General features: G+C 75.4%; 16 protein-coding genes. 6 read left to right on the forward strand and 10 right to left on the reverse strand.

All coding sequences use genetic code 11. The features are described 5' to 3' along the window. The first annotated feature begins 112 nt into the window (after window positions 1-112). Entirely contained in the window at window positions 113-4,534 is a 4,422-nt protein-coding gene (locus tag I4I82_RS30360; RefSeq protein WP_372451474.1) for a HAMP domain-containing protein, read from the forward strand. Beyond that, entirely contained in the window at window positions 4,531-5,064 is a 534-nt protein-coding gene (locus I4I82_RS30365; RefSeq protein WP_218590696.1) for a response regulator, read from the forward strand. Before I4I82_RS30360 ends, I4I82_RS30365 begins: the two co-directional genes overlap by 4 nt. On the opposite strand, the gene I4I82_RS30370 is transcribed toward I4I82_RS30365, so the two are convergent. The 5 genes from I4I82_RS30370 to I4I82_RS30390 all read right to left on the reverse strand — a co-directional run bounded on the left by I4I82_RS30370 (window position 5,061) and on the right by I4I82_RS30390 (window position 8,331). After that, a complete protein-coding gene (locus I4I82_RS30370) occupies window positions 5,061-5,708 on the reverse strand; it encodes a pyridoxamine 5'-phosphate oxidase family protein (RefSeq protein WP_226370335.1) in 648 nt (215 codons plus the stop codon). The two genes, I4I82_RS30365 and I4I82_RS30370, sit on opposite strands and share 4 nt — an antisense overlap. Then, window positions 5,705-6,109: a VOC family protein gene (locus I4I82_RS30375; protein WP_218590697.1), complete on the reverse strand. Its 405-nt coding sequence runs from the start codon at window positions 6,107-6,109 to the stop codon at window positions 5,705-5,707. Before I4I82_RS30375 ends, I4I82_RS30370 begins: the two co-directional genes overlap by 4 nt. Window positions 6,110-6,300: 191 nt before the next feature. Beyond that, a complete protein-coding gene (locus I4I82_RS30380) occupies window positions 6,301-6,474 on the reverse strand; it encodes a CsbD family protein (RefSeq protein WP_218590698.1) in 174 nt (57 codons plus the stop codon). 58 nt (window positions 6,475-6,532) lie between these two features. Further along, window positions 6,533-7,261 carry a class I SAM-dependent methyltransferase gene (locus tag I4I82_RS30385; protein WP_218590699.1) on the reverse strand — a complete coding sequence of 243 codons (729 nt, stop codon included), beginning with the start codon at window positions 7,259-7,261 and terminating at the stop codon, window positions 6,533-6,535. A gap of 17 nt (window positions 7,262-7,278) precedes the next feature. Next, the gene (locus tag I4I82_RS30390; RefSeq protein ID WP_218590700.1) at window positions 7,279-8,331 is read right to left on the reverse strand and encodes an AbrB family transcriptional regulator; all 1,053 of its coding nucleotides are present in this window, start codon (window positions 8,329-8,331) and stop codon (window positions 7,279-7,281) included. Window positions 8,332-8,395: 64 nt separating this feature from the next. Between I4I82_RS30390 and I4I82_RS30395 the strand changes: the two genes are divergently transcribed. After that, window positions 8,396-9,220 carry a class II aldolase/adducin family protein gene (locus I4I82_RS30395; protein ID WP_226370336.1) on the forward strand — a complete coding sequence of 275 codons (825 nt, stop codon included), beginning with the start codon at window positions 8,396-8,398 and terminating at the stop codon, window positions 9,218-9,220. A gap of 3 nt (window positions 9,221-9,223) precedes the next feature. Here the strand turns inward: I4I82_RS30395 and I4I82_RS30400 are convergent, their stop codons facing one another. Beyond that, window positions 9,224-10,672, reverse strand: coding sequence for an amidase (locus tag I4I82_RS30400; protein WP_218590701.1), 1,449 nt, complete (start codon window positions 10,670-10,672; stop codon window positions 9,224-9,226). 133 nt (window positions 10,673-10,805) lie between these two features. Here I4I82_RS30400 and I4I82_RS30405 point away from each other — a divergent pair, with 133 nt between their 5' ends. After that, on the forward strand, window positions 10,806-11,765 hold the full coding sequence (locus I4I82_RS30405) for a helix-turn-helix transcriptional regulator (protein WP_218596291.1): 960 nt from the start codon (window positions 10,806-10,808) through the stop codon (window positions 11,763-11,765). A 34-nt stretch (window positions 11,766-11,799) separates the two neighbouring features. Here the strand turns inward: I4I82_RS30405 and I4I82_RS30410 are convergent, their stop codons facing one another. From I4I82_RS30410 to arfA, 4 genes are read right to left on the reverse strand one after another with little or no spacing between them, the layout of a single operon-like run. Next, a complete protein-coding gene (locus I4I82_RS30410; RefSeq protein ID WP_218596292.1) occupies window positions 11,800-16,122 on the reverse strand; it encodes a PAS domain-containing protein in 4,323 nt (1,440 codons plus the stop codon). Window positions 16,123-16,172: 50 nt separating this feature from the next. Next, on the reverse strand, window positions 16,173-18,326 hold the full coding sequence (locus tag I4I82_RS30415; RefSeq protein WP_218596293.1) for a sunset domain-containing protein: 2,154 nt from the start codon (window positions 18,324-18,326) through the stop codon (window positions 16,173-16,175). 38 nt (window positions 18,327-18,364) lie between these two features. Next, on the reverse strand, window positions 18,365-18,523 hold the full coding sequence (locus I4I82_RS30420) for a hypothetical protein (protein ID WP_218596294.1): 159 nt from the start codon (window positions 18,521-18,523) through the stop codon (window positions 18,365-18,367). Window positions 18,524-18,542: 19 nt separating this feature from the next. After that, a complete protein-coding gene (arfA, locus tag I4I82_RS30425; RefSeq protein WP_218593153.1) occupies window positions 18,543-19,718 on the reverse strand; it encodes a channel-forming protein ArfA/OmpATb in 1,176 nt (391 codons plus the stop codon). A gap of 301 nt (window positions 19,719-20,019) precedes the next feature. Between arfA and fabG the strand changes: the two genes are divergently transcribed. Beyond that, window positions 20,020-20,778 carry a 3-oxoacyl-ACP reductase FabG gene (fabG, locus tag I4I82_RS30430; protein ID WP_218593154.1) on the forward strand — a complete coding sequence of 253 codons (759 nt, stop codon included), beginning with the start codon at window positions 20,020-20,022 and terminating at the stop codon, window positions 20,776-20,778. 10 nt (window positions 20,779-20,788) lie between these two features. Further along, window positions 20,789-22,021, forward strand: coding sequence for a DUF4032 domain-containing protein (locus I4I82_RS30435; protein WP_218593155.1), 1,233 nt, complete (start codon window positions 20,789-20,791; stop codon window positions 22,019-22,021). Window positions 22,022-22,604 lie beyond the last annotated feature (583 nt).

Here is a 22,604-nt window from a genome sequence, read left to right on the forward strand (position 1 = left end):
TCTGCCCGTCGGCGGACGGGGGTGCACCGGACGGGGGCACCGTCGGCCGGTGGGTCGCCCGGAACGGCTGCACTAGGCTCCCCGGACGGTGGCGGCGGCATCGGGAGGATTCGTGACGGCGGAGACGACCCGGCCCGGCGATGCCGGAACCGACGAGGCGGGGCTCCTGCGGGAGTTGGCCGACGCGCTGCACGCGGTGCGCCGCGGCCGGTTCGACGTGCGGCTGCCCCAGCGCGACGGGCTCCCCGGGGAGGTCGCCGACCACTTCAACGCGGTCGTCGCGATCGCCGGGCGGCGCAACCGCGACCTGCTGCGGATCAGCCGCGTGGTCGGCCGGGAGGGCCGCACGTCCGACCGCCTCGACGAGGAGTCCTACGACGGCGACTGGGCCACGGGCGTGCAAGCCGTCAACGCCCTGATCGACGACCTCGCCGCGCCGACCGCCGAGATCGCGCGCGTCATCGAGGCCGTCGCCGACGGCGACCTGTCCCAGCACATGGCCCTGGAGATCGAGGGCCGCCCGCTGCGCGGCGACTTCCGGCGCATCGGCCGCACCGTGAACACGATGGTCGACCAGCTCTCCTCGTTCGCCGACGAGGTCACGCGCGTCGCCCGCGAGGTGGGCACCGACGGGCGGCTGGGCGGGCAGGCCGACGTCCGCGGCGTCGCGGGCACCTGGCGCGCGCTCACCGACTCGGTGAACACGATGGCCAGCAACCTCACCAACCAGGTGCGCTCGATCTCCAGCGCCGCCACCGCCATCGCGCAGGGCGACCTCTCGCGCACGATCACCGTCGCCGCGCGCGGCGAGGTCGCCGAGCTGGCCGAGACGATCAACTCGCTGACCGGCACGCTGGCGCTGTTCGCCGACGAGGTCACGCGCATGGCGCGCGAGGTCGGGACGGAGGGCAAGCTCGGCGGGCAGGCCGAGGTCGCGGGCGTCGCGGGGACGTGGAAGAACCTCACCGACGCCGTCAACCTGATGGCGACCAACCTGACCGACCAGGTCCGCGGGATCGCCCAGGTCGCCACCGCGGTGGCGCAGGGCGACCTGTCGCAGAAGATCACCGTCGACGCCCGGGGCGAGATCCTGGAGCTCAAGACCACGGTCAACCTCATGGTCGACCAGCTGTCGTCGTTCGCCGCGGAGGTCACGCGCGTGGCGCGTGAGGTGGGCACCGAGGGCAAGCTCGGCGGCCAGGCGGCGGTGCCGAACGTGTCGGGCACCTGGCGCGACCTCACCGAGAACGTCAACCAGCTCGCCTCGAACCTCACCGGGCAGGTCCGCAACATCGCGCAGGTGACCACGGCGGTGGCCCGCGGCGACCTGTCGCAGAAGATCACCGTCGACGCCCGGGGCGAGATCCTGGAGCTCAAGTCGACGGTCAACACGATGGTCGACCAGCTCTCGTCGTTCGCCGCGGAGGTCACCCGGGTGGCCCGCGAGGTCGGCACGGAGGGGCGCCTGGGCGGGCAGGCCGAGGTGCGCGGCGTCGCCGGCACGTGGCGCGACCTCACCGACAACGTCAACTACATGGCCTCCAACCTTACCGGCCAGGTCCGCAACATCGCCCAGGTGACCACCGCGGTGGCGGGCGGCGACCTCTCCCAGAAGATCACCGTCGATGCGCGCGGGGAGATCCTGGAGCTCAAGTCGACGGTCAACACGATGGTCGACCAGCTCTCCTCGTTCGCCGACGAGGTGACGCGCGTGGCGCGCGAGGTCGGCACCGAGGGCAAGCTCGGCGGCCAGGCCGAGGTCAAGGGCGTCGCGGGGACGTGGCGCGACCTCACCGAGAACGTGAACGAGCTCGCCTCGAACCTCACCCGCCAGGTCCGCAACATCGCCCAGGTCACCACGGCGGTGGCGCAGGGCGACCTGTCGCAGAAGATCACCGTCGACGCCCGGGGCGAGATCCTCGAGCTCAAGTCGACGGTCAACACGATGGTCGACCAGCTGTCCTCGTTCGCCGACGAGGTGACGCGGGTGGCGCGCGAGGTCGGCATCGAGGGCAAGCTCGGCGGCCAGGCGGAGGTCGAGGGCGTCGCGGGGACGTGGCGCGACCTCACCGAGAACGTCAACGAGCTCGCGTCCAACCTGACCGGGCAGGTCCGCAACATCGCGCAGGTGACCACGGCGGTGGCCCGCGGCGACCTGTCGCAGAAGATCACCGTCGACGCGCGCGGGGAGATCCTGGAGCTCAAGTCGACGGTCAACACGATGGTCGACCAGCTGCAGGGCTTCGCCGACGAGGTCACGCGCGTGGCCCGCGAGGTCGGCACGGAGGGCAAGCTCGGCGGGCAGGCGCAGGTCCGCGGCGTCTCGGGCACCTGGCGCGACCTCACCGAGAACGTCAACCAGCTCGCCTCCACGCTCACCACGCAGCTGCGCGCGATCTCCGCGGTGTCCACGGCGGTCGCCAGCGGCGACCTCACCCAGCAGATCCGCGTCGCGGCGCTGGGGGAGGTGGCGGAGCTCAAGGACACGATCAACACGATGATCGGCGCCCTGCGCGAGACCACCACGAAGAACGCCGAGCAGGGCTGGCTCGACTCCAACCTCGCCCGCATCGGCGGGTTGCTGCAGGGCCAGCGCGACCTCGGCGCGGTCTGTCAGATGATCATGAACGAGGTGGCGCCGCTGGTCGGGGCGCAGGTGGGGGCGTTCTTCCTGGCCCCCGGGCGCAGCGAGCGCGGCGTCGACGCCACCGCGGCCGACCGGCGCTGGATCCTCACCGGCGGCTACGCCATGGCCGTCGACGACCCGCCGGTGGCGGTGCGCTCGGGCCAGGGACTCGTCGGCCAGGCGGCGGCCACCGGCGAGACGATCCTGCTCACCGACGTCCCCGACAACTACCTGCCGATCAGCTCGGGCACCGGCTCGGCGTCGCCGCGCGCGGTCGTCGTGCTGCCGGTGCCGTTCGAGGGGGAGTCGCTCGGCGTCATCGAGTTCGGGTCGGTCACGCCGTTCTCGCCGCTGCACCTGGCGTTCCTGGAGCGCCTGGTCGCGACGATCGGTGTCGCGCTGGCCACGATCCAGGCCAACCGCCGCACCGAGGAGCTGCTCGCGCAGAGCCAGGGCCTGGCCACGGAGCTGCAGGACCAGTCGGCCGAGCTGCAGCGTGCCAACGCCGAGCTGGAGGAGAAGGCCGAGCAGCTCTCCGAGCAGAACCGCAACGTCGAGATCAAGAACATGGAGATCGACGCGGCGCGCCGCGGCGTCGAGGAGAAGGCGCAGCAGCTCGCGCTGGCCAACCAGTTCAAGTCCGAGTTCCTGGCGAACATGAGCCACGAGCTGCGTACGCCGCTCAACTCGCTGCTGCTGCTGTCGCGCCTGCTGGCCGACAACGCCGACGACAACCTCACCGCCCGCCAGATCGAGTTCGCCAGCACCATCCACGGCGCCGGTTCCGACCTGCTGCTGCTGATCGACGACATCCTGGACCTGTCCAAGATCGAGGCCGGCCGCGTCGACGTGCACTCGACCGTCGTCGACCTGGCCGAGGTGCGTGACTACGTCACCCACGCCTTCGGGCCGCAGGCCGAGGAGAAGGGCCTGGAGCTGCGGGTACAGGGCGCGGCGGACCTGCCCGCCACGATCACCACCGACGCGCAGCGGCTGCAGCAGATCCTGCGCAACCTGCTCTCCAACGCCGTGAAGTTCACCGACGCCGGGTCGGTGACGCTCGGGATGCGGCCCGCCCCGTCCGGGACGCTCTACGGCGTGCCCGCGCTCGACGGCGCCCGCCAGGTGGTGGCGTTCTCGGTGCGCGACACCGGCATCGGCATCCCCGAGGACAAGTTCGCGATGATCTTCGAGGCGTTCCAGCAGGCCGACGGCACCACGAGCCGCAAGTACGGCGGCACGGGTCTGGGCCTGTCGATCAGCAAGGAGTTGGCGCGGCTGCTCGGCGGGCGGATCGACGTGTCCTCCAGCGTCGGCGGCGGCTCGGAGTTCACGCTGTTCCTGCCCGACGAGCTGCCGGCGGTCACCTCGACGGCCCGGATCGCGCCGCGGGGCTCGCAGGCCGTACCCGACCCGCTACCGTCCGGCGACGTGGCGCGCCCGGAGCGCAGCTCACCGATCCTGCGGGCGGCCCGGGGCCTGCCGCACCCGCCCGGCGCGGGCGCGCCGAGCGTCCCGGGGCTCGACGGCGTCACCGTCCTGATCATCGACGACGACGTGCGCAACGTGTTCGCCCTGACCAGCGCGCTGGAGCTGCACGGGCTGACGGTGCTCTACGCCGAGAACGGCCACGACGGCATCGCGATGCTGACCGAGCACCCCGGTGTCGACATCGTGCTGATGGACGCGATGATGCCCGACATCGACGGCAACGAGACCACCCGACGCATCCGCGCCCTGCCCCACGGCAGCGGCCTCCCGGTCGTGTTCCTGACGGCCAAGGCCATGCCGGGCGACCGCGAGTCCAGCCTGGCCGCCGGCGCCACCGACTACGTCACCAAGCCGGTCGACCTCGACGAGCTGCTGGCGCTGATGGGCGCCTGCGTGGCGGGGAGGGTCGTGTCGTGAGCATCGCCCGGGTGCTGGCCGTCGACGACCGGCGCGAGAACCTGCTGGCCCTGCAGGCGATCCTGGAGGGCCTGCCGATCGAGATCGAGTCGGTCACCAGCGGTGAGGACGCGCTCAAGCGCCTGCTCACCGGCGACTACGCGGTGATCCTGCTCGACGCCCACATGCCCGGCATGGACGGCTTCGAGACCGCCGGGCACGTCAAGCAGCGCGAGCGCACCCGCCACATCCCGATCCTGTTCCTCACCGCCGTCGACTACGACCCGCACCTGGCGTTCCGCGGCTACCAGGCCGGCGCGGTCGACTACATCACCAAGCCGTTCGACCCGTGGGTGCTGCGCTCGAAGGTGGCGGTGTTCGTCGACCTGTGGTCGATGCACACCGAGCTCGCGCTGCGCGCGGCCGAGGTGGGGCGGCTGCGCCGGGCCGTCGACGAGGCGGTGGCGCTGCTCGACGGCGCCGGGCGCGACCGCACGCCCGACCCGGCCGCGGCCCGGGCGCGGCTGGACGCGGTGCGCGAGCTGCCCTAGAGGTTCTGCTGGTACAGGCCGTCGTTGTAGGAGGGGCTCTCGTAGTAGGCCTGCACCTCCTCGAGCGGGTCGGACGTCCGCTCGAGCGCCTGCACGATCTTCGCCCGCGACGGCAGCGCGTCGGGCCGCCACTCCTCGGGCTTCCACAGGTGGGAGCGCAGGAACGACTTCGCGCAGTGGTAGAAGATCTCCTCGACCGTGACCTCGGCGGCCAGCAGCGGGCGGTGCCCCTTGACCACCATGTCGTCGAAGTACGGGGCGTCGCGCAGCACCCGCACCCGCCCGTTGACGCGCAGCGTGTCGGAGCGCCCGGGAACCAGGAACAGGATCCCGATGTGCGGGTTGGTGATCATGTTCCGGTACCCGTCGATGCGCCGGTTGCCCGGGCGCTCGGGGATCGCGAGCGTGCGGTCGTCGAGCACGCGGACGAAGCCGGCCGGGTCGCCCTTGGGGGAGACGTCGCAGGTGCCGTCGGCGGCGCTCGTGGCGACCAGGCAGAACGGCGAGTGCGCGATCCACTCGACGTCGATGGCGTCGAGGCGGTCGCGGGCCTTGTCGGCGATCCACGGCATCGGGACGCCGATCAGGTCGTCGAGCTCGGCCAGGGTGGTGACCTCGGCGCTGCCGGTGGCACCGGCGCTCACGACAGGACCAGGCAGAAGGGGTGGCCCACCGGGTCGAGGTAGACGCGGAAGGTCTTCCCGGGCTGGAACTCGTGCTTGCGGGCGCCGATCCCGAGCAGGCGCTCCTCGGCGGCGTCGAGGTCGGGCACGTCGAAGTCGATGTGGGCCTGCTGCGGGTGCTCGGCGCCGGGCCACTCCGGCGCGCGGTAGTCCTCCACCTGCTGGAACGCGATGGTGGCGCCGCCGCCCGGGGCGCGCAGCTGCACCCAGTCGGACTGCTCCCCGTCCTCGTCCTCCAGCGGCGGGCCGTCCGGCGGCTCCCGGTCGATCTCCCACCCGGTGACGGCGGAGTAGAAGCGGGCCAGGGCCGCGGGGTCGGGGCAGTCGAGCGCGACGAGGGCGAAGGTGGCGATCGCGGTCATGCGGGGACGGTAACCCGGAGGACCGACAGGCACACAGGGAAAGAAGGCGCGCCGCGCGAAGGCGGGCGACGCCTCGCGGGTGGGGTGCTCCGGACGCGCGCGGGAGGGCGATCGGTGCGCGGGAGCCGGTGGGCCCGCCGATACGCGAAAGAGCCCCGGCCGTCGGCCGGGGCTCCCCGCTGCGGTCGGGCTCAGCTCTTGAAGGCGTCCTTGACCTTCTCGCCGGCCTGCTTGAGGCTGCTCTTGGCCTGGTCGTTGCGCCCCTGGGCCTCGAGGTTCTCGTCGTCCGTCGCGCGGCCGACGCCCTCCTTCGCCTTGCCCTTGAGCTCCTCGGTCTTGTTCTCGACCTTGTCGTCGGTACCCATCGGGACCTCCTGCGCTCGTCGGATGCTTCCGGCAGGGGCTACCCCCACCGCCCGCGGTTCACACCCTCCGCGGTCGCAGGACGTACGCGGTGTAGCCGTAGTCACCGCCGTGGGCGTCGCGGACGCCGATCTCCGCGCCGATCCCGTCGAGCACCTCGTCGTGGCCCGGGTGCTCGCGGCGCAGGTCGGCGAGGCGCTCGGTCAGCGGGCCGTAGTAGGCGGCCCAGTCGGCGTCGGGGAGGAGGTAGGTGGCGGCGACGGTCCAGCCGGCGTCCTGCGCGGCCGTCACGTTCGCGCCGGTCGTGCGCATGCCGGGGTAGCCCGGATCCCAGAACGCGCGGGCGCCGGGCGCCGGGCGCGGCGTCGTCCACTCGGCCTCGGTGAGGACGAGGACGCCGCCGGGCGCGAGCAGCCGGCGCCACGATCGCAGGGCGGCGTCGAACCCCATGACGTAGGCCGACCCCTCGGCCCACACCAGGTCGGCGCAGCCGTCGGGGAGCGGGAGGTCGTCCATCGACGCCTCCAGGGTGCGGACGTCGAGGCCCGCGGCGTCGGCGGCCAGGCGCTCGAGGAACGGGCGATGGGTGTCGACGGCGACGACCGGCCCGCCGGTCTCGCGGGCCAGCAGCAGCGTGGCCGGCCCCGTGCCGCACCCGATGTCGACGATCCGCGGCCGGGCGGGCAGCGGACCGGCCAGCCCGAGCAGCAGCCGCGTCGTGGCTGGGGAGCCCGGCGCCTCGCGGGGGAGGCCGGTGTGGGCGGCCCGGAACAGTTCCTCGGGGGTCACACGACGATCATGCCGCGTCAGGTCCCCCGCCGGCCCACGAGCCGCGCGACCGCCGGGGCCACCAGGAGCATGAGGACCACCCGCAGCACCTGCACGGCCACCACGAACGTCACGTCGCCGCCGGCCGAGATCGCGGTGGCCAGCACGGCGTAGACCCCGCCCGGGGTGGTGGCGAGGTAGCCCTCCAGCGGCGTGACGCCGGTGAGCCGCGAGAGGAGCAGCCCGAGACCCGCGCACAGCGCCACGACCGCGGCGATGAGCGCCGTGGCCAGCGGCAGCGCGCCCAGCACCGTGCGCAGCGAGGCGCGGGTGAACCGGACGCCGGCCTGCCAGCCGATCACCGCGTAGGCGATCTCGACGAGCAGCACCGGCGACTCCGCCCCGAACGACAGCCCCCCGAGGCTCAGCGCGAGCGCCACCGCCATCGGGCCGAGCAGCCCGCCCGCGGGCACGCGCACCAGGCGGGCGAGCAGCAGCCCCGCCCCGACGCAGACGGCGAGGAACCCCAGGTCGACGGGCCACGGGGCGCCCGGGCCCGGGCCGTCGCCGGTGCCGCCGGTGACGGTCGCGCCGAACGCCAGCGCGGCGACGACCGGCATCGTCGCGGTGACGATCCCGACCCGCAGGTACTGCACCACGGCGACCAGCCGCTCGTCGCCGCCCAGCTCCCGGGTGACGGCGACGAGCCCCGACGCGCCGCCGGCGGTCAGCGCGAGCATGCCGGTCAGCGGCGAGACGTCGCGGCGCACGCCCATCAGCAGCCCCGCGCCCATGCTCACGGCCAGCGTCCCGACCGCCACGAGCAGCACCGGCACCCAGTTCTGCGCCACCGCCCCGAGCGTCCCGGGCTGGGCGAGCAGCCCGATGACGACGCCGATGACGGCCTGGGCCGTAGTGGTCGCCCCGTCCGGGACGTGCTCGGGGGCGCGCCCGGCCAGCGCGAGGACGGTCGCGACGAGCAGACCGCCGAACAGCGCGGGGGACGGGACGCCGAACGCGGCGATCACCAGGGTGACCGCGGCCGTCAGCGCGAGGAGGACGGCCCAGCGCGTCCACCCGTCCCCGGTCATCCCCGCGATCCTCGATCATGTCGGGGCCGGGGTGCACACTGGGCCCGACGACGAGGAGGCCCACGTGACCACCACCACGCCACCCGCAGGCGCCGCCACCACCGGCGCCGACGGGCGCGGCCTGCGCATGGCCCGCCCGCAGGAGTTCGCCACCGTCGAGGAGGAGCGCACCCACCGCAAGGCGAAGCTGGCCGCCGCGTTCCGGATGTTCAGCCGCGCCGGGCTCGACGAGGGCGTCGCCGGGCACGTCACGGTGCGCGACCCGGCGGAGCCCGACGCGTTCTGGGTCAACCCGTTCGGCATGCACTTCTCGATGATCCGCAGCAGCGACCTGGTGCGCGTCGACGAGGACGGGCAGGTCGTCGAGGGCGACCGCGCGGTCAACGGCGCGGCCGTGGCCATCCACTGCGCCGTGCACGCGGCCCGGCCCGACGTCCTCGCGGCCGCGCACGCCCACGGCCCGGCGGGCAAGACGCTGTCGAGCCTCGAGATGGGCATCGAGCCGCTCACCCAGGACGCGTGCGCGTTCTACGACGACGTGGGCGTGTTCGACGACTTCACCGGCGTCGTGCTCGACCGCGAGGAGGGCCGGCGCATCGGGGTCGCCCTCGGGTCGCACAAGGCCGTGATCCTGCGCAACCACGGCATGCTCACGGTCGGCACGAGCGTCGACAGCGCGGCCTGGTGGTTCCTCACCCTGGAGCGCACGGCCCGCTGCCAGCTCGACGCGTACGCCGCGGCCGCGGGGCTCGGCCGCCCGCCGCGCCGCATCGGGCACGAGGAGGCCGAGCTCACCCGCGGCCAGGTCGGCTACGAGTTCGCCGGCTGGTTCCAGTTCCAGCCGATCTGGGAGCGGATCAGCAGCGAGCAGCCGGAGCTGTTCGACTGACGCTCACGCCCGGCCGGCCTCCGCCAGGGCGGCCTCCGGGCGGTGGGCGGCCCACGGCAGGGCGCGCTCCAGGTCGCCCGCCAGGGCCAGCAGCGTCGACTCCGCCGCGTAGGCGCCCATCAGCTGCACCCCGACGGGCCATCCGTGCGCGGTGCGGCCCAGGGGCAGCGAGATCGCCGGGTTGCCGGTGATGTTGGCCAGGGCGGTGAAACCGGCGACGGCGAAGATGCGGTCGTACCAGCCGCGGGCGTCGAGCGAGTCGTCGTCGGCGTGCAGGTGCCCCAGCTCGGTGTTGGGCACGTTCATCGTCGGGGTCAGCACCACGTCGTGGCGCTGGTGGAACGCGGCGACGGCGCGGCGCGCGGTGTTGAACGTCCGCTCGGCGGCGTAGAGGTCCGAGGCCTTCAGCTCCCGGCCGTGGTTCGCGCAGGCCAGCGTCGTGGCCTCCAGGGTGTCGCGGCCCGGCGTCACGCCGAGCAGGGCGGCGAGGCCGTCGACGCCGTCGGCCAGGAAGCTCGTCCAGGCCACGAGGTTGGCCTCGTCGACCGCGTCGGCGTCGAGCTCGGGGGAGGCCTCCTCGACGACGTGCCCGAGCGCCTCCAGCGCCCGCGCCGCGACCAGGGTGGCCGCGACGCAGTCGGGGTCGACGGCGCCCCCGCCGGAGAACGGCGTCGTGCACAGCGCGATCCGCAGCGGTGCGGCGCCCGCGCCGACCTCGTCGAGGAAGGGCCGGCCGGGGGCGGGCAGCAGGTGCCGGTCGCCGGGTTCGGAGCCGTGCACGGCGTCGAGCAGGCCCGCGCAGTCGCGCACGGTGCGGGTCACGGCGAACTCGACGCCCAGCCCGAGCAGCGGGTCGGCGTAGTCGGGTCCGGGGGAGACGCGGCCCAGGCTCGGCTTGAGCCCGACCAGTCCGCAGGCCGCGGCCGGGATGCGGATCGAGCCGCCACCGTCGTTGGCGTGGGCCACCGGTAGCGCGCGGGCGGCCACGAGCGCGGCCGAGCCGCCGCTGGAGCCACCGGGGCTGCGGGTCGTGTCCCACGGGTTGTGCACCGCACCGGTCGCCACCGGCTCGGTGCTGGCGTTGAAGCCGAACTCCGGCGTGGCCGTCACTCCCGTCGCGGCCAGCCCGGCGCGGCGGAAGCGCGTCATGAGCGCGGAGTCGGCCGGCATCGGCACGCCGTCGCCGAGCATCCGCGTCCCGGCCCGCTGCGGCACGCCCTCCGCGTGCAGGATCAGGTCCTTGATCGCGAACGGGACGCCGCCGAACGGGCCCGCGGCGTCGTGCGCGAGCGGGTCGGCGAACCGGGGCTGCACCAGCGCGTTCAGCGTCGGGTTCACCGCGTCGATAACCTCGGCCGCGGCGGCGTGGACCTCGCCCGCCGACACCTCGCCGTCGCGGATCAGGGCGGCCAGCGCCGTCGCGTCGTGGTCGGCGTACTCGTCGGCGCGCATGTGGTGCTCCTCGTCCGGGGGTGTGGCGGCGACGCTAGGGCGCGCGGCGCCGCGGCGGATCGGTCATCCGACCGATGGCCCCGCGGCGTCCGGTCCCTTCCCGCGGGCGTCCGGCCTGCGTACGGTCGCCGGGATGAGCGCGCCGACCGCAGCCCGCGAGCTGCGCTCCGTGCTGCGCCGGACGGGAGCCCGCACCCCGGCCGCGGCGGCCGCCGTTCTCGAGGGCCTGCGCCGCGTCGTGCCCGCCGACTGCGCGGCGATCTCCCGCTGGGACCCGGCCGGGCGCCGCCACGTCACGCTCGCCGCGTCCTACCCCGCGGCCACCACGGCCTTCCTCGACGCCCGGATGCACGCCGACCCGCTGTTCGGCGTCGTGCGGGCCGGACGCGTCCCGGTCCGGGTGCGCGACCTCGCCCCGGCCCGGCGCCGCGGCGAGATCTTCGAGTCGGTGATCGGCCCGCTGGGCTTCCGCGACGGCCTCACGCAGTGCCTGTTCGCCGCCGACGGGCGCTACGTCGGCATGCTCAACGCCAGCACGCTCGACCCCGGCCACCCCGACGACGACGTGGTCGCGCTGCTCGACCTGCTCGCCGACGACCTCGGTGCCGCGCTCGACCCGGTGCCCCCGCCCGTCCGCGGCGGCGCGCCGGGGGAGGGCGGCGTCGACGGGATGCTGGTGTCGCCGGGCGGTGCCGTCACCCCGCTGTCGGCGGCGGCGCGGCCCGGGCTCGTGGCCGACGGGTCGCCGCTGCGCACGCGGATCGCCGCGGTGCTGGCCGGGCGTCCGGCGCCCCCGGGCACGCTGCACGTGCTGCGCGACGGCGGGGTGCTGGCGGTGCGCCTGTCGGGCGGGCCGGGCGGGGTCGTCGTCCTGCACGAGGACGTCGCCGCGCCGTTCGGGCTGACGCCGCGCGAGCTGCAGGTCCTCGACGCGCTGTCGCGCGGCCGGACCAACCCCGAGATCGCCCGCGACCTCGCGGTCGGGGTGCGGACGGTCGCCACGCACGTCGAGCACGTGCTGGCCAAGACCGGCTGTCCCAACCGCGTCGCGGCGGCGCGGCTCGCCACGCGGCTGGGACTGCTGGCGCGCTGAGCGTCTCCGCCCCGCCCCGTCCCGCCCCGCCCCGTCAGCGCTGCTCGTCGACCCGGTCGAGCAGGCGGTCGGCCCCGCTGAGGACGAGCGCGCGCCCGACCACCCCGGCAGGTGTCACGGCGAGCCGGATCCGGCGGTCGGCCGACCGCGCCGCGTCCGCGACCTCCACGAGCAGCGCGATCCCGGCGCTCGACAGGTAGGTCGTGGCGCGCAGGTCGAGCACCAGCCCGGGGCCGACGGTGCGGGCCGCGGCGAGCAGGGCCGGGCGCACCGACGCGGCGCCGACGGGGTCGAGGTCGCCGAGCACGGCGATGCGGTCGGCCTCCGGGGTGCGCAGCGTCCGCAGGCGCGTCGGGCCCTGCGACTCCGTCGACGGCACCGTCGACGCCACCGTCGACGGCACCTGCGCCGGCACGTCGACGGGCCGACGCGGCACGGCGGGCACGGTGAAGTGGATCTCGGTGCCGCCGCCGGTGCGGTCCAGGCGCACGTCGTCGCCGATCTCGCGGATGAGCTCCAGGCCCCGCCCGCGGTGGCCGCGGTCCTCGGGCGGCGGGCGCCAGCGGCCGTCGTCACACACCGACACGGCGATCCGGGTGGCGCCGTCGCGGGCCAGTCCGATCCGCATGCGACCCCCGGTGGTGTCGGCGTAGGCGTGCTCGGCGACGTTCGCGGCGGCCTCGCCGAGCGCGAGCTGCAGGTCGTAGGACTCGTCGGGGTCGATGCCGACCTCGTTCATCCACCGCTCGACGGCCTTGCGCATCGTGCGCAGCTCCGTGCCCAGCGCGGGCAGGTCGAGCAGCAGCGGCACCGGCATGAGGCGGGCGACGATGAGCGCGACGTCGTCGGTGGGGCCGTCGTCGAGACCGGAGGCGAGCAGCGCCTCGGCCAGCTCGGCGGGCGGGAACGGGTGTTCCGTGCGCCCTGCGGTGCACAGCCGCTCCAGCCCGTCGTCGACGACCTCGCCGCGCCGCTCCACCAGCCCGTCGGTGTAGAGCACGATGCTGTCCCCGGGCCGCAGGCGCGCGGTCCCGGCGACGTAGGGCGGGCGGCCGCGGACCGCGAGCACCGTGCCGGTGGCGTCCTCGAGCAGGCGCGGACCGTCGGGGCCGAGCACCAGCGGCGGCGGGTGGCCGGCGCGGGCCCAGGTCAGCGAGCCGTCGACGGGGTCGAGGACGAAGCAGGTCACCGTGCTGCCCGCGGCCCCGGGTACGCGGTGGGCGAAGCGGTCGAGGTGGCCGAGCGCGGACACCGGGTCGTGGCCCTCCAGCAGGTAGGCCGACAGCGCGCTGCGCAGCTGCCCCATGACGGCGGCGGCCGGCGCGCCCTGCCCGACGACGTCGCCGACCGCGACCGCGACGCGCCCGTCGTCGAGCGGCAGGACGTCGTACCAGTCGCCGCCGGCCCGGGTGCCCTGCGCGCCAGGCAGGTAGCGCGCGGCCAGGGACAGCAGCTCCAGCTCGGGCAGGGTCGGCGGCAGCAGGCTGGTCTGCAGGGTCTCGGCGATGACGCGGCGCTCGTCGGCCGCGGCGGCCCGCTCCAGCGCGGGCGCCGCCTGCGCGGCCAGGGCCAGGACGAACGCGCGCTCGTCGGGCGGGAACGTCCGCGGGGTCGCGAAGCTCAGGCCCACCGCGCCGACGACGCCGCCGCCCGAGAGCAGCGGTAGCGCGGCCGCGGCGTGCCGGCCGCTGTGAGCGGCCACCTCCGCCAGGTGCGGGTAGTCGCGCTCCCACTCGGAGCGGTCGTGGATCCAGACCGGGGTCGCGGTGCGGGCGACGTGGGCGAGCGGCACGCCGTCGACGAGGCGGACGGTGTCGTAGCGCTCCAGCAGCCCTTCGGCGTACCCGAGGGCGTGCACCACCCGCAGCACGCCCTGCTCGGGGTCGACGCGGTACATGCTGACGGCCTGGGCGCCGAGGATGTCGCGCAGCCGGTCGACCATGCGCCTGCCGGCCTCGTCGACGGTGTCGGCCGTCGCCAGGTCGGCCGTGAGGCGCTGCAGCTGCTGCTCCCGGGTGCGGCGGCGCTCGGACTCCAGCACCAGCGACGTCCGGCGGCCCAGCTCGGCGGCCAGCACCAGGTCGGCGCGGTCGTGGTGGCGTGCCGCACCCAACTCCAGGAACGACAGGAGTCCGGCGAAGCGGTCCTCGATGCGCAGCGGCACCGTCAGCGCGGGGTGGGCCTCGGGTCCCTCCCCGGGGCGCAGCACGACCGGCGTGCCCGCCTCGAGCAGTGCCATCGCGCGCGGGTCGAGCGCGGTGGGGGGCATCCGCAGCAGGGCGCGCTCGGCGTCGGGGTCGTCGTGGTGGGCGACGGCGGCGCGGCGCAGCAGGCCGTCGGGCCCGCACAGCGACACCGCCGCGGCCTCACCGAAGTCGTGCGCCACGAGCCGGACCAGCGCGTCGAGCTTCTGCTCCAGCGGCGCCGCCTCGGCCATCATGCGTCCGGTCTCGGCGAGGACCTCCGACGAGCGCTCGGCGCGGCGCTGCTCGGTGACGTCGACGGTGAGCCCCTGTGCGCGCGGCACGCCCGCGGCGTCACGGGCGACGTGCACGACCTGGTGGAGCCACACCGTGCGCCCGTCGGCGGCGTGCGCGCGGTAGGTGAGGTCGTGGTCGAACCCGCCCGCGGTGCGGCGCGTCGTGTAGGCGAGGGCCGTCTCGCGGTCCTCGGCGTGGATGAGCCCGGGCCAGAACCCGGGGTCCTCGATCCAGCGGCGCGCCGGGTGCCCGAGCAGCTCCTCGGCCCGGTCGGAGACGAACGTGAACCGCAGTGCGCGCGTGTCCGCGTCCCACTCGGCCTCCCACACGATCGCGGTCAGGCCGCCGACCATCGCCCGCAGCCGCGCCGCCGCCGCGTCCGCGACCCGGCGCGCGGCCTGCTGGCCCGCGGCCTCGCGGCGCTCGCGCTCGGCGGCGCGCTGGTCGGTGACGTCGGTGGTCGTGCCGAGGAACCCGGTGACGGTGCCGGTCGCCTCGTGCAGCGGGCGGGCCGTCGAGGTGACGGTGCGGACGGCGCCGCCCGGGCCGAGGATCCGGTACTCCTGGCGCCACGGCCGCCCCAGCCGCACGGCCTCGGACCACTCCCGCCCGACGGCGTCGCGGTCGTCGGGGTGGACGTGTCCGACACCGTCCACCCCCGTCGCGTCGGCCCCGTAGATCTCGGTCATGTGGTCGTTGACGAACGTGGTCGTGCCGGTGCGGTCGGCGACCCAGATGCCGACGGGGGCCTGGGCGACGAGGAGCCGGTAGCGCTCGCGCTCGGCCTGCAGCGCGGGCTCGCCGCCGCGGCGCTCGCGCAGGTCCTGGGCCACGGCGGTGTAGAAGGCGATCCGGCCCCGGGGGTCGCGGTGGGCGGCCGCGGCCAGCCAGACGGGGATCATGATCCCGGCGGTGTCGACCAGGCGCATCGGCCCTGACCACGTCCCGGTGTGATCGACCTCGGCCAGCACCGAGCCGAACCGCTTGCGGTCGGCCGGGGCGACCGTGTCGACCATCGTCATGCGGTCGAGGTCGCGGGCGGCGGGGAAGCCGAGCATCTCCCGGCCCGCCGGGTTGAGGTAGAGGATCACGCCCTCGGCGTCGGCGGTGCCGATGAGGTCGGCGGCCCGGTCGGCGAGGCCCCGGAACCGGCTCAGCTCGTCCTGCGCGAGCAGCTGGTCGGTGACGTCACGCTTCGACGTGTGCACCTCGACCGCGCCGGTGCGGGCGTCGCGGACCCGCCGCGCGTGCAGGTCGAACCAGCGGTGCGTGCCGTCGGCGCAGCGCAGGCGCAGCGTCAGCTCGGCCGGGACGTCGTCGGTGAGGCCGGCCAGCGCGGCGTCGAGGGCGTCGGCGTCGTCGGGATGCACGACGTCGCGCGGGTGGCGGCCGACGACGTCCTCGGGGCGGTACCCGGCGACCCGCTCGACCGAGGGCGACACCCACAGCCACGTCCCGTCGGCGGAGTGGCGGCCGATGACGTCGTCGGCGTGCTCGGTGAGGAGGCGGAACGCGGCCGCGGCGTCGTCGTGGGCCTCGACGTCCGCGTCGCGCCCGGTGCCGCGACCGGCCTGCGGGAGCACGACCCCGGCCCACCGGCCGTCGGCGGCGACGGCGTGCTCCCGGACCGGGTGCGCGGTGCCGTCGGCGTGGCGGAGGCGGTAGACCAGGGTCCACCCGCGCCCCGCCGCGCGGGCGGCGGCGGTGCGCTCCAGGTACTCCGGGAGGTCGGCGGCATGAACCCGGCGGCGCCACCCGCCGCCCAGGTCGGAGGCCGGATCGGCGCCGGTCCGGGCGCGCCAGGCGGAGGAGAGGACCGTCCGCGCGCCGGTCGCGTCGCTGACCCACGTGATCGCGTCGGCGTCTCCGGTCGGCACGCGTCGAGTCTAGGAGCGCGGCGCCGACCCCGCTCCGGCTGGCACGTCCGTCAGCGGGCCCGCCGCTTCCAGTTGGAGAACCCGGCGGCCTCGGCGTCGGCGGTGCTGGTGAACCACACCCCGGCCTTCGTGCGGCCGTAGTAGGGGGAGTCGACGGTGTGGTAGAGCATCGAGTCGGCGTTGCCCTTCACCGTGTGCGACGGCGACGGCGACGCGCCGCCCTCGAGCGGCAGGGCCGAGCCGGGGAAGCGACCCGGCCTGACGGCGTCGCTCTGCGGCGCGGTCGGCGTCCCGCCCTGCGGTGCCGCCGACGTCCCGCTCCCGGATGCCGCCGGCGTCCCGAGCAGCCCCTGCGGGGTCGCGGGGACCTGCGGGGTGTGCGGGATGCGACCGCGGGTGTTCCACGCGACGAACCCGGCCTGCTCGGCGTCCTGCGCGGTGCGGAACCACACCCCGGCCAGCGTCCGCTCGAAGTACGGGGAGGACGAGGTGTGGTAGCGGGAGGTGTCGGTGTTGCCCTTGATGCCGAAGGCCGGGTCGGGGGAGGTGCCGTCGGCGGCCGGGCGGAGGGAGCCGGGGCCGTAGGGGGCGTCCTGCTCGTCGGTGCCGCGCGTACCGGAGGTGGCCGTGACCGCTCCGGCTCCCGGGCCGGCGGCGGCGAGCGCCGCGCCGGAGGTGGAGCCGCCGGCGGTGTCCGGACCTGGGTCCGAGCCGGTGTCCGGGGTGGTGACGGCCGGGGTGACCGGCGCGCCCGATGCGGTGTCCGCCTCATCGGGCGAGGTCCCGGCACCGGTCGGGGACGCGGTGCCGGCTGCGGGCTCCGCCTCGGCCGGGGTTCCGGCGTCGGCGGGGGCCGGAGTTCCGGCCGTGGATCCGCCGCCTGCGGTGTCGCCGGTCGTCGGCTCCTCGGCGCCGGCGCCGGTGTCGGTCGGGGCGTCGGCGGTCGCGGTGGTGTCGGCCGTGGTCGGGTGGACCTCGGTGGTGTCCGGCGAGGTGTCGTCGCTGCGCGAGGCACCGGCGGCGAGGGCTCCGGCGCCGAGGCCGGCCGCGCCGACGGCGGCTGCGGTGCCGACACCGGCACCGGTGTCCGGGGACGAGCCGGTGCCGGAGGGGGTCGGGTCGGCGGGTGCCGTCGCGTCGGACTGCGGGGTGGTCACGGCCGTCTCGCTGGACGCCGTCTCGCTGGACGCCGTCTCGCTGGACGCTGCGTCGCCCGCCGCCACGTCCGCGGTGGCGAGGCCGGCGTCGGTGGTGCCCGCTGCCGGGGTGGTGTCGGTCGCGTTCGTCGTGGCGCTGTTCGCGGAGGCGCTGTTCGCGGAGGCACTGTTCGCGGAGGCACTGTTCGCGGAGGCGTCGTCGGTCGGGGCGTCGTCGGTGGGCGCGTCCGCCGCGACCGCGTCCGTGGTGGTCGGGTGGACCTCAGTGGTGTCCGGCGAGGTGTCGTCGCTGCGCGCGGCACCGGCGGCGAGGGCTCCCGCGCCCAGACCGGCCGCGCCGACCGCGGCCGCGGTGCCCACCCCGGGACCGGTGTCGGTGTCGGTGTCGGTGTCGGTGGCGGGGTCAGCGGTGTCCGCCCCGGCCGGCTCCGTCGTCGCGCCGGCCGGGCCGTCCGCGGTCGGGAGGACCGTCGTGGCGTCGGCGTCCGCGCTCGCGGCGTCACGGGCCGGTCGCTTGATCAGCGACGTCGTCCCCGTGCCGCTCTCGTCCGGCGGCGGCACGATCGGGATGTCCGTGGTGGCCTCGGTGCCCGACAGGTCGATCTCGCGGGTCTCGTCGTCGGCCCCGACGCGCGGGATCTCCCGCGTGGTCTCGGTGTCGTCGCCCCGTGCCGCCGCCGCGGCGGCGAGGCCGGCCACTCCCAGACCTGCCGCTCCCAGACCTGCCGCCCCCAGCCCGGCGGCGCTCGCGGGCGCCTCGGGGCGGGATCGCGAGGTGTCGAGCATCGCCAGCGCCGGGTCGACGGGTGCGAACTGCTCGGTCACGGCGTCGTCCACGTGCGGGGCGGGCTCGTCGCGGACCGGCGCCGCGGCCGCCGCGGCGGGCGCCGCGTCCTCCCGCTCCGCACCCCGTGCGGCCGGGCGCCCGCGCTCCAGCGACCGCAGGCGCCGCGCCGCCGGCAGCACCAGGAGCAGCCACGCCAGCAGCACCCCGATCAGGAACGCCAGCAGGTACCAGAGCCAGGTCTGCCCGTAGAGCCAGGACACGGAGTTCCTCCAGGGAGTGCGGAGCGGTGGGCGGGCGGTCAGGCGGCGGCGCGGGCGGGCGGCGCCTGCCCGTGGGTGGCCTCGAGCTCGGCGACGCGGCGGCGCAGCGGGCGGGCCCAGAACAGCCACCCGGCGAGCACCCCGAGCGCCAGCGCGACGATCAGCCAGACCCAGATCTGGGCGAACAACCAGAGCACGACGGCTCCTCCTCGGGATTCAGATGACGGTGATCTGCACGCGGCGCCCGGCGGCCTGCGCGACGGGCGAGTCGCCCTCGCCGAGCCCGCGGGCGACGATGTTCTCCGCGGGCACCCCGCCGGCCTCGAGCGCGTCGCGGACGGTGGCGGCGCGCTGGTCGGACAGCTCCTGCGCGGTGAGCCGGCCGTCGCCCGGGCCGGTGGCGACGAAGCCGTCGACCTGCAGCCGCGCGCCGGGGACCAGCGCCACCAGCTGCACGACGGCGTCGACGGTCGCGGCGCCGGTGGCCGTCAGCACCGGGCTGTTCGGCTCGAACGTGACCGGTGCGGCGCCGGTGAGGGAGTCCAGCGCGGTCTGCAGCTCGCGCCTGCCGGCGTCGTCGAGCTCGCCGGACGGGGCGGTGCCGCCGCCGTCGACGGTGAGCTGGTTGTCGACCGCGGAGCCGGGCAGCACCGCCGACAGCGCCTGGCCGGCGGCCTGCGCGGACGCCGAGTCGGGCGCGGTGCCGGTGAGCGTGAGCGTGTCGCCGTCGATCGACGCGGCGACGCCGTCGGTGGTGGCGCCGAGCAGCGCGGCGATCGTGCCGACGCTCGACGCCGTGACGCCGGGCCGGGGGAGCGCGCCGGGGGTGACGGTGAGCTCGTCGACGACGGTGAGCCCGCCCGCCTGCTCCGTGGCCGCGGCGACGAGCGCGGTGCGCTCCTCCTCCGACCCCACGACGCCGGTCAGCACGATGTCCTCACCGCGCCGCGCGATGCCGAAGGGGCCGGTGGCCGCGGCACCGGGGCCGGCACCCGGACCCTCGCCACCCGGACCCTCGCCACCCGGACCCTCGCCGCTCGGACCCTGACCGCCGGGACCCCCGCCGCCCGGGTTCTCGGGGGCGCCGGGCACGGGGGCCGTCGCCACCCGCACGCCCGGGACGCCCCGGACGACGTCGACGGCGCGCTGCGCCTCGGGGCCCGACACGCCGGTGAGGAGGGCGTCGCGACCGCTGAACGTCACGCCGGCCCCGGTGATGCCCGCGGCGGCGAGCGACTCGGTGGCCGTGCGCGTCAGCCCGTCCTCGATCTGGGGGCGGGGCCACAGCAGCGTCAGACCGGCCAGGACGGTCGGCACGACCAGCGCGGCGGCGGCCAGCGGCAGCCAGGCGGGGCGATGACGGGATCGATCGGCAGAGGTCGCGTAGCCCACTGGCCCTCGCATTCCGGTTGCAGCGGTCACTCACGGGCGTCATCGGGGAGGGCGGCAGGCGGCGCCCCCGACCCCGGCGGATGATCGACCATGATGATCACGGAACGGTGACGGGGGCGACACGGCTCGTCACCCCGTCGGGGCTGAGCGGCCAGCGGTCGGTGGGCGGAGACCGGCGGCGCCGCCCTGGCCCGGACGGTCGCCGCCGGGCCCGGCGTCCGGTGCATCCGGCGCCTTCCCTGAGCCCGGCCCCCGGATGCGAGGATCGGGGCGACAAGACCCGGCGACGAGGAGTGCTCACATGACGGACGACCAGCGGGTGGCCATCGTGACCGGCGGCGCGCGCGGCCTGGGTGCCGCCACCGCCCTGCGCCTGGCGCGCGACGGCATGGCGGTCGGGGTGCTGGACCTGGAGGAGTCGGCCGCGAAGAGCGCCATCGACGCCATCGAGGCCGAGGGCGGCCGGGCGCTGGCCGTCGGCGCCGACGTGGCCGACGCCGCCGCCGTCGAGGCCGCCGTCGCGCGGGTCGAGGCCGAGCTGGGCGCGCCGACCGTGCTGGTCAACAACGCCGGGATCACGCGCGACAACCTGCTGTTCAAGATGACCGAGGTCGACTGGGACTCCGTGATGGGCGTCCACCTGCGCGGCGCGTTCCTCATGTCGAAGGCCGTGCAGAAGCACATGGTGGCCGCGAAGTGGGGCCGCATCGTGAACCTGTCGTCGACGTCCGCGCTGGGCAACCGCGGCCAGGCCAACTACGCCACCGCGAAGGCCGGCCTGCAGGGCTTCACCAAGACGCTCGCGATCGAGCTGGGCAAGTTCGGCGTCACCGCCAACTGCATCGCGCCCGGATTCATCGTCAGCGACATGACCCGCGCGACGGCCGAGCGCATCGGCGAGGACTGGGAGACCTACGTCTCGGCACGCGCCGCGCAGATCCCCGTGGCCCGCGCCGGGGTGCCCGAGGACATCGCGCACACCGTCTCGTTCCTGGTCAGCGAGGGTGCCGGGTTCGTGTCGGGGCAGGTCATCTACGTCGCCGGCGGACCCAAGGCCTGACGGACCTCCGGTGCGCTTCATCTTCCGGCCCCCCGCCGCGCACGCGGCGGGGCTGCTGACACTGCCGTGGAGCACCCCGCTCGAGGAGTGGGACGACGAGCACCTGCTCGAGGTGGCGCAGCGCGGCATCTCGCGCCACGTCGTGCGGTTCGTCGAGGCCGACGGGATGGTCTACGCGCTCAAGGAGATCGACGAGCGACTCGCCCGGCGGGAGTACCGGCTGCTGGGCGAGCTCGAGTCGATGGGCATGCCGGCCGTGTCGGTGCTCGGCATCTGCGTCGAGCGGGGCGACGACCAGGACGCCATCCTCGTCACCCGCTTCCTCGAGTACTCCATGTCCTACCGCTACGTCTTCTCCCACGGCCACACGCACCAGCCGACCGACCAGTTGATCGACGCGATGGTCGAGCTGCTCGCCCGCCTGCACCTGGCCGGGCTGTTCTGGGGTGACTGCTCGCTGTCGAACACCCTGTTCCGCCCGGACGCGGGGAGCGTCGCGGCCTACCTGGTCGACGCCGAGACCGCCGAGCTGCACCCCTCGCTCACCGACGGCCAGCGCGGGTTCGACATCGACTACGCCGTCGAGCGCGTCGGCGGCGAGCTGCTCGACCTGCAGGCCGGCGGGCTGCTGCCCCCGGACGTCGACCCCATCACCGTGGCCGCCGAGCTCCCGCTGCGCTACCACGCTCTGTGGGACGAGCTCACCCGCGAGGAGCTGCTGCAGCCCGAGGAGCAGCGCTACCGCGTGGCCGAGCGGATCGACCGCCTCAACGAGCTCGGCTTCGACGTCGACGAGATCGAGCTGGTCACGACCGACGAGGGCGCGCGGCTCAAGGTCCACACGCGCGTCGCGGAGTCGGGCCGCCACCGGCACCGGCTCTTCACGCTCACCGGCCTGCAGGTCACCGAGAACCAGGCCCGCCGCCTGCTCAACGACGTCGTCAGCCACCGCGCCTACCTGGAGCAGAAGGAGGGGCGCTCGCTGCCGGAGTCGGTGGCGGCCCACCGCTGGCGCTCGGAGGTCTACGACAAGGTGATGGCGATGGTCCCCGCCGACCTCTCCGACCGCCTCGCCCCCGCCGAGGTGTTCCACGAGATCCTGGAGCACCGGTGGTTCCTGTCGGAGGCGGCGGGGCGCGACGTGGGGACCACGGCGGCGGCGAGGTCGTACGTGCAGAAGATCCTGCCGTCGACGCCGAAGACCCTGACGGTGCTTCCCGAGGGGCCCGGCAGCCCCAGCTGATCGTTTGGGGCCGTGACGGCACGGTCCTGCTGATGGCCGTGGTGGTGCGGTCGGCGGCGATCAAGGGCTGATGGTGGCGGCATGATCGGCGCCCACCGCACCTCACGGTGGCGGCGGCAGCGGTGAGGTGCGGTCGGCGGCGATCACCGCGCCCGCGGCCCCGGTGATCGTCGGGAATGTCACGCCACGGTCGGGCGGGGGACCGTGGTGGTGCGGTCCGGTGATCAGGTCGGGGTGATCAGCAGGAGTGTGACCTCACGGTCCTCTCGACGACCGCAGCGGTGCGGTTCCGGTGATCAAGGGCGGTGAGCCGCACCATCTGCCCTTGATCGGCGTCGGCCACACCTCACGGTGGTGCTGGCAGCGGTGAGGTGCGATCGGCGGCGATCACCGCCCCCGCGGCCCCGGTGATCGTCGGGAGTGCGCCGCCACGGTCGCGCGGGGGACCGTGGCGGCGCGGATCCGGTGATCAGGCCGTGGTGATCAGCAGGAGTGTGACCTCACGGTCCTCCCGAGGACCGTGGCGGTGCGGTTCCGGTGATCAAGGGCGGTGGGTCGCACCCTCTGCCCTTGATCGGTGTCA

This window comes from Pseudonocardia oceani (genome assembly GCF_019263585.2).
In the GTDB taxonomy this organism is placed as follows: domain Bacteria; phylum Actinomycetota; class Actinomycetes; order Mycobacteriales; family Pseudonocardiaceae; genus Pseudonocardia; species Pseudonocardia oceani.